The 6737-nt window shown below is 67.9% G+C and carries 4 protein-coding genes and 2 rRNA genes; 1 reads left to right on the forward strand and 5 read right to left on the reverse strand.

Features of this window, described 5'->3' with window-relative positions:
* Nucleotides 1-28: 28 nt before the first annotated feature.
* Nucleotides 29-1057, reverse strand: a complete 1029-nt coding sequence (locus HW130_RS20735; RefSeq protein ID WP_177151144.1) for an HAD hydrolase-like protein — start codon at nucleotides 1055-1057, stop codon at nucleotides 29-31.
* A 71-nt stretch (nucleotides 1058-1128) separates the two neighbouring features.
* Here HW130_RS20735 and HW130_RS20740 point away from each other — a divergent pair, with 71 nt between their 5' ends.
* Complete coding sequence (locus HW130_RS20740; protein WP_177151145.1) at nucleotides 1129-2412, forward strand: DUF1015 domain-containing protein; 1284 nt, start codon at nucleotides 1129-1131, stop codon at nucleotides 2410-2412.
* 71 nt (nucleotides 2413-2483) lie between these two features.
* Here HW130_RS20740 and HW130_RS35395 read toward each other — a convergent pair whose 3' ends face one another.
* From HW130_RS35395 to HW130_RS20755, 4 genes are all read right to left on the reverse strand, one after another.
* A complete protein-coding gene (locus tag HW130_RS35395) occupies nucleotides 2484-3242 on the reverse strand; it encodes a tetratricopeptide repeat protein (protein ID WP_309140500.1) in 759 nt (252 codons plus the stop codon).
* The gene (locus tag HW130_RS36020; protein ID WP_256356209.1) at nucleotides 3164-4603 is read right to left on the reverse strand and encodes a hypothetical protein; all 1440 of its coding nucleotides are present in this window, start codon (nucleotides 4601-4603) and stop codon (nucleotides 3164-3166) included. The genes HW130_RS35395 and HW130_RS36020 overlap by 79 nt, the downstream gene beginning before the upstream one ends.
* A 5-nt stretch (nucleotides 4604-4608) precedes the next feature.
* A 5S ribosomal RNA gene (gene rrf / locus HW130_RS20750) occupies nucleotides 4609-4725 on the reverse strand.
* A 134-nt stretch (nucleotides 4726-4859) separates the two neighbouring features.
* Nucleotides 4860-6737, reverse strand: a 23S ribosomal RNA gene (locus HW130_RS20755); the annotation flags it as partial.

The following is a 6737-nucleotide window of genomic DNA, read 5'->3' on the forward strand; positions in this document are numbered from 1 at the left end:
CGGCCGCCCCGCGTCGATCGGCGCCGGGCTACAACTCCAGCCGGGCCAGCACCTTCCCCGCGTCCAGCGCGCACGAGCCGTCCCCCGCGTACGTCCACGCGGCCCCGCACAGCGCCCGCAGGCCGTCCAGCGGCGCCCCCTCGCCGTCCAGCACGAGCTCGTCGCCACGCACTGCCGCGCTCCATCCCCCGCAGCGGAACTCCCCGTCCGTCTCGGTCACTTCGGGCTGTCGCGTCAGCATCCCGCGCAGATCGGCGTCCACGTACGTCGGCCGGTGCTGCGGAACGGCCGCCAGCAACTGTGCCGCGTCCGTCACCCCCGTCAGGACGAGCAGCGAGTCCACGCCGCCGTTGAACGCGCCCTCGATGTCCGTGTCAAGACGGTCCCCGACCACCAGCGGACGCTCGGCGCCGGTCCGCAGGATCGTCTCCCGGTGCATCGGCGGCAGCGGCTTACCCGCGATCTGCGGCTCGGCGCCCGTCGCGATCCGCACGACCTCGACCGCCGCACCGTTGCCCGGCGCGATGCCTCGGGCGCTGGGAATCGTCAGGTCGGTGTTGGAGGCGAACCACGGCACGCCCCGCGCGATCGCGTAACAGGCCTCAGCGAAACGCCCCCACGCCAGAGCCGGCCCGCCGTACCCCTGCACCACGGCCACCGGCCCGTCCTCCGCCGACTCCACCGGCTCGAGCCCGCGCTCACGCAGCGCCACCCGCAGCCCCTCGCCGCCGACGACCAGCACCCGGGAACCCGAGGGAACCTGCTCGGAGATCAGCCGCGCCACCGCCTGCGCGGACGTGATCACGTCCCCGGCGGCGGTCGGGATGCCCAGCTCCGTGAGATGCCCGGCCACCGCGTCCGGGGTGCGCAGCGCATTGTTCGTCACATACGCGAGATGCATTCCGCCGGCGCGGGCCGTCGCCAGCGACTCGACGGCGTGCGCGATCGCCTCACCGCCCGCGTACACCACCCCGTCGAGGTCGAGCAGGGCCGTGTCGTACGCCTCGCTCAGCGCGATCGTGCTTCCGCCCGGCCGGTTCGTGCCCTGCTGACTCATCCGTATCGCTCCTCGCTCGGGTCCGCTCCCCCGATCATCGCTCATCCCCCTTGCACGCATACGATGCCCTGATGAGCAACGAAGGTCCTGCGGCCAATGGCGGCCTGCACCTGATCCCGTTCCGCGGACTGCGCTACGTCCCCGAGCGGGTGGGCAGCCTCGCCGCCGTGACCTCGCCGCCGTACGACGTGGTCGTCAGGCCGGACGGCCTGCACCACCTCGAATCGGCGGATCCGCACAACATCGTGCGCCTCATCCTGCCGCAGGCCGCCTCTCCCGAGGACCGTCACCGGCAGGCCGCCGAGACACTCTCCCGCTGGCTCTCCGAGGGTGTGCTGGCCGCCGACCCGGAGCCCGCCCTGTACGTGTACGAGCAGCGCAAAGGCGATCTGCTCCAGCGGGGCGTCATCGGGGCGCTCGCCCTCACCGAACCGTCCGACGGCGTCGTCCTGCCGCACGAGGACGTGATGCCGGAGGTCGTCGCCGACCGCGCCGCGCTGATGCGCACCACCGCGGCCAACCTGGAACCCCTGCTCCTCGCCTACCGCAGCGGCGGCGAACTCTCCGGGACCAGTGCCGTCATCGAGCGCACCATCCTGGGCCCGCCGGTCATCGCCACCACCACCGAGGACGGCTTCAGCCACCGGCTGTGGTCGGTCACGGACCCGGCGGAACTCGCTGACGTCGGGGACGACCTGAGCCGCCATCAGGCCCTCATCGCCGACGGCCACCACCGCTGGGCCACGTATCTGCGCCTGCGCGCCGAGCACCCGGGCTCGCCCGGCCCCTGGAACTACGGCCTGGTCCTGCTGATCGACACGGCCCGCTATCCGCTCCAGGTCCGCGCGATCCACCGGCTGCTGCGCCGGCTGCCGGTCGCCGACGCGTTGTCCGCACTCGACGGGTCGTTCCGCGTCCGCGGCCTCGGCGTCTCCCTGGAGCAGGCACTCGGCACGCTCGCCGAGGCGGCCGCCGAGGGCAACGCCTTCCTGCTCGCCGGTGACGGCCGCTTCCACCTCGCCGACCGTCCCGATCCGGAGCTGCTCGCCGGCACGGTCCCCGGCGGACGCCCGGAGGCCTGGCGCACGCTGGACGCGACCGTGCTCCACGCGACGATGCTGGACCGCATCTGGCACATCCCCGACACCCCGGACCACATCACCTACATCCACGACACCCAGGCGGCGGTCACCCAGGCCGAACGGGACGGCAGCACCGCCGTGTTGATGCACCCGGTCCCCGAAGAGGTCGTCCGCGAGCTCGCGCGCGAAGGCGTCACGATGCCGCGCAAGTCGACGTCGTTCGGCCCGAAGCCGGCAACGGGCCTGGTCCTGCGGAGCCTCGCCCTCGACTGAGGTCGCACACGCGGGTGAGGGCGGTACCCGGCCGGGTACCGCCCTCACATTTCGCCGCTACCCTCTGCCCGCTACTCGGCGGACTTGTCCTCGCCCTTGCCCTCGGCCTGGGCGGCGTCACCGGTGTCGTCCGGCTCCGACACCGGGGCACCGCCCTCGTCGTCGAGGTCCGGGTCCTCCGTGGTCTCGTCGAGGTCGTCCATCACGTCGACGAACTCGACGCCATCGATCTCGGCGAGCCGGTCGGAGGCGTCGGTGGCGCCGTCCTTGTCCGCCTCGAGCGCCTTGGCGAACCACTCGCGCGCCTCGCCCTCGCGTCCGGCGGCCAGGAGCGCGTCGGCGTACGCGTACCGCAGCCGCGCGGTCCAGGGCTGCACGGAGCTCGAGGCCAGCTCGGGGCTCTGCAAGGTCACGATGGCGGCGTCCAGCTGCCCCATGTCCCTGCGGGCTCCGGCGGCGACGAGCCGCATCTCGACCTGGCCGGCCTTGTCCAGCTTCTGCACCTCGGGCTCACCGGCCATCGCCAGCGCGCGCTCGGGACGGCCCAGACCCCGCTCGCAGTCGGCCATGACGGGCCACAGCTCCACGCTGCCGGTCATCCGCCGCGCCGCCCGGAACTCGGCCAGCGCCTCGGAGTACTTCTGCGTCGCATACGCGGCGAAGCCGGCGGCCTCTCGCACGGCGGCGACACGGGACGCGAGCCGCAGAGCCACACGGGAATAGGCATAAGCCCGCTCGGGGTCCTCGTCGATCAGGTTCGCGACCATGACGAGGTTCTTGGCGACGTCCTCGGCGAGGCCCTTGGGGAGGCTCTGCAGCTCCTGCCGCACGTCCTTGTCGATCTCGTCGCCCGTGACGTCCTCGGGGATGGGCAGCCTCTTGATGGGCTCGCGGTCCGAACGCTCCCGGTCGTCCCGACGGCCGTAGCCACCGCGGTCGTCGCGGCCACGGTAGCCACCACGATCGTCGCGCCGGTCGTCACGGCGGGGGCCTCGGAAGCCGCCGCCCTGGCGATCGCGGTCGCGGTCGTCGCGGCGGAAGCCGCCACCACGCTCGTCGTCACGGCGGAAGCCACCGCCGGGACGGTCGTCACGACGGCCGTAACCGCCGCCACCTGCGGGGCGACCACCACGGTCGTCACGCCGGTCGTCACGCCGGTCGTCACGACGGAATCCGCCGCCCTGGCGGTCCCTGTCACGATCCCGGTCCCGGTCGCGGTCGTCGCGGCGGAAGCCGCCTGCCGGACGGTCGTCACGGCGGCCGTAGCCACCGCCACGCTCGTCACGCGGCCGGTCGTCACGGGAACCGCGGTACCCACCACGGTCGTCACGCCGGTCGTCACGCCGGTCATCGCGGCGGTCATCGCGACGGTCATCGCGACGGAAGCCGCCACCACGCTCGTCGTCACGGCGGACACCGCCGCCGGGACGGTCGTCACGACGGCCGTAACCGCCGCCACCACCGGGACGACCACCACGGTCGTCACGAGGACCGCGGTACCCACCACGCTCGTCGTCGCGACGAGGCCCACGATCGCGGTCGCGGTCGTCGCGGCGGAAGCCGCCTGCCGGACGGTCGTCACGGCGGCCGTAGCCACCGCCACGCTCGTCACGCGGCCGGTCGTCACGGGAACCGCGGTACCCACCACGGTCGTCACGCCGGTCGTCACGCCGGTCATCGCGGCGGTCATCGCGACGGAAGCCGCCACCACGCTCGTCGTCACGGCGGACACCGCCGCCGGGACGGTCGTCACGACGGCCGTAACCGCCGCCACCACCGGGACGACCACCACGGTCGTCACGAGGACCGCGGTACCCACCACGCTCGTCGTCGCGACGAGGCCCACGATCGCGGTCGCGATCGTCACGGCGGAAGCCGCCGCCGGCGGGACGGCCGCCCCGGTCGTCACGCGAGCCGCGGTAACCTCCGCGCTCACCACGGTCGTTGTCCCGACGAGGCCCACGGTCCCGGTCGTCACGACCTCCGCGGAAACCTCCCCTGTCACCACCGTCCCTGCGACGCGGCTCGCGATCCGGACGATCGTCGGGAGAGTTGGTGGACATCGGCGTGACTCCTGTCTTCGGGTACCACAGTCATTCTCGCGCAGCCGGCCATCGGCCGCGCTTCGGCATATCAGCAAAACAAAAAGGACCCTTGGTCCAGCGTGAACGCTGGACCAAGGGTCCTTCAATGATTGTTCGGCGGCGTCCTACTCTCCCACAGGGTCCCCCCTGCAGTACCATCGGCGCTGAAAGGCTTAGCTTCCGGGTTCGAAATGTAACCGGGCGTTTCCCTAACGCTATGACCACCGAAACTCTATCGGGCCACCCCGCAGAGCGGGGTATCGGCACTTAGCGAACAAGCACACTCTTCAATTGATAAGTGAAACTGGTTCAACCGGTGCGACTGTTCGCAACCCGGGAACCACACAGTGGACGCGAGCAAATGAGGACAAGCCCTCGGCCTATTAGTACCGGTCAACTCCACCAGTTACCTGGCTTCCATATCCGGCCTATCAACCCAGTCGTCTACTGGGAGCCTTACCCTCTCAAGGAGGTGGGAGTCCTCATCTCGAAGCAGGCTTCCCGCTTAGATGCTTTCAGCGGTTATCCTTTCCGAACGTAGCCAACCAGCCATGCCCTTGGCAGGACAACTGGCACACCAGAGGTTCGTCCGTCCCGGTCCTCTCGTACTAGGGACAGCCCTTCTCAAGACTCCTACGCGCACAGCGGATAGGGACCGAACTGTCTCACGACGTTCTAAACCCAGCTCGCGTACCGCTTTAATGGGCGAACAGCCCAACCCTTGGGACCGACTCCAGCCCCAGGATGCGACGAGCCGACATCGAGGTGCCAAACCATCCCGTCGATATGGACTCTTGGGGAAGATCAGCCTGTTATCCCCGGGGTACCTTTTATCCGTTGAGCGACGGCGCTTCCACAAGCCACCGCCGGATCACTAGTCCCGACTTTCGTCCCTGCTCGACCCGTCGGTCTCACAGTCAAGCTCCCTTGTGCACTTACACTCAACACCTGATTGCCAACCAGGCTGAGGGAACCTTTGGGCGCCTCCGTTACCCTTTGGGAGGCAACCGCCCCAGTTAAACTACCCATCAGACACTGTCCCTGATCCGGATCACGGACCCAGGTTAGACATCCAGCACGACCAGAGTGGTATTTCAACGACGACTCCACCTGAACTGGCGTCCAAGCTTCACAGTCTCCCACCTATCCTACACAAGCCGAACCGAACACCAATATCAAACTGTAGTAAAGGTCCCGGGGTCTTTCCGTCCTGCTGCGCGAAACGAGCATCTTTACTCGTAGTGCAATTTCACCGGGCCTATGGTTGAGACAGTCGAGAAGTCGTTACGCCATTCGTGCAGGTCGGAACTTACCCGACAAGGAATTTCGCTACCTTAGGATGGTTATAGTTACCACCGCCGTTTACTGGCGCTTAAGTTCTCAGCTTCGCCGACCCGAAAGTCAGCTAACCGGTCCCCTTAACGTTCCAGCACCGGGCAGGCGTCAGTCCGTATACATCGCCTTACGGCTTCGCACGGACCTGTGTTTTTAGTAAACAGTCGCTTCTCGCTGGTCTCTGCGGCCACCCCCAGCTCGAGCAGCAAGTGCTCTCACCGGTGATGGCCCCCCTTCTCCCGAAGTTACGGGGGCATTTTGCCGAGTTCCTTAACCATAGTTCACCCGAACGCCTCGGTATTCTCTACCTGACCACCTGAGTCGGTTTAGGGTACGGGCCGCCATGAAACTCGCTAGAGGCTTTTCTCGACAGCATAGGATCATCCACTTCACCACAATCGGCTCGGCATCAGGTCTCAGACTATGTGTCACGCGGATTTGCCTACGTGACGTCCTACACCCTTACCCCGGGACAACCACCGCCCGGGCTGGACTACCTTCCTGCGTCACCCCATCACTTACCTACTACCGCCTTGGGTCAGCGGCTCCACCACTCCGACCTCGTCCGAAGACTCAGCCGGCGGCTTCACGGCCTTAGCATTAACGGGTTCAGTACTGGGCGTTTCAAAGCGGGTACCGGAATATCAACCGGTTGTCCATCGACTACGCCTGTCGGCCTCGCCTTAGGTCCCGACTTACCCTGGGCAGATCAGCTTGACCCAGGAACCCTTAGTCAATCGGCGCACACGTTTCTCACGTGTGTATCGCTACTCATGCCTGCATTCTCACTCGTGAACCGTCCACAACTCGCTTCCGCGGCTGCTTCACCCGGCACACGACGCTCCCCTACCCATCACAGTCCCCGTTGGGGGTATGTACTGCAATGACACGACTTCGGCGGTACGC

Origin of the sequence: Streptomyces sp. PKU-EA00015, from assembly GCF_013387495.1 — a bacterium.
Classification (GTDB): Bacteria; Actinomycetota; Actinomycetes; order Streptomycetales; family Streptomycetaceae; genus Streptomyces.

Coding starts and splice junctions, on each gene's coding strand:
- HW130_RS20735 (WP_177151144.1), bottom strand. CDS start 1,057: ATGAGTCAGCAGGGCACGAACCGGCCGGGCGGAAGCACGATCGCGCTG.
- HW130_RS20740 (WP_177151145.1), top strand. CDS start 1,129: ATGAGCAACGAAGGTCCTGCGGCCAATGGCGGCCTGCACCTGATCCCG.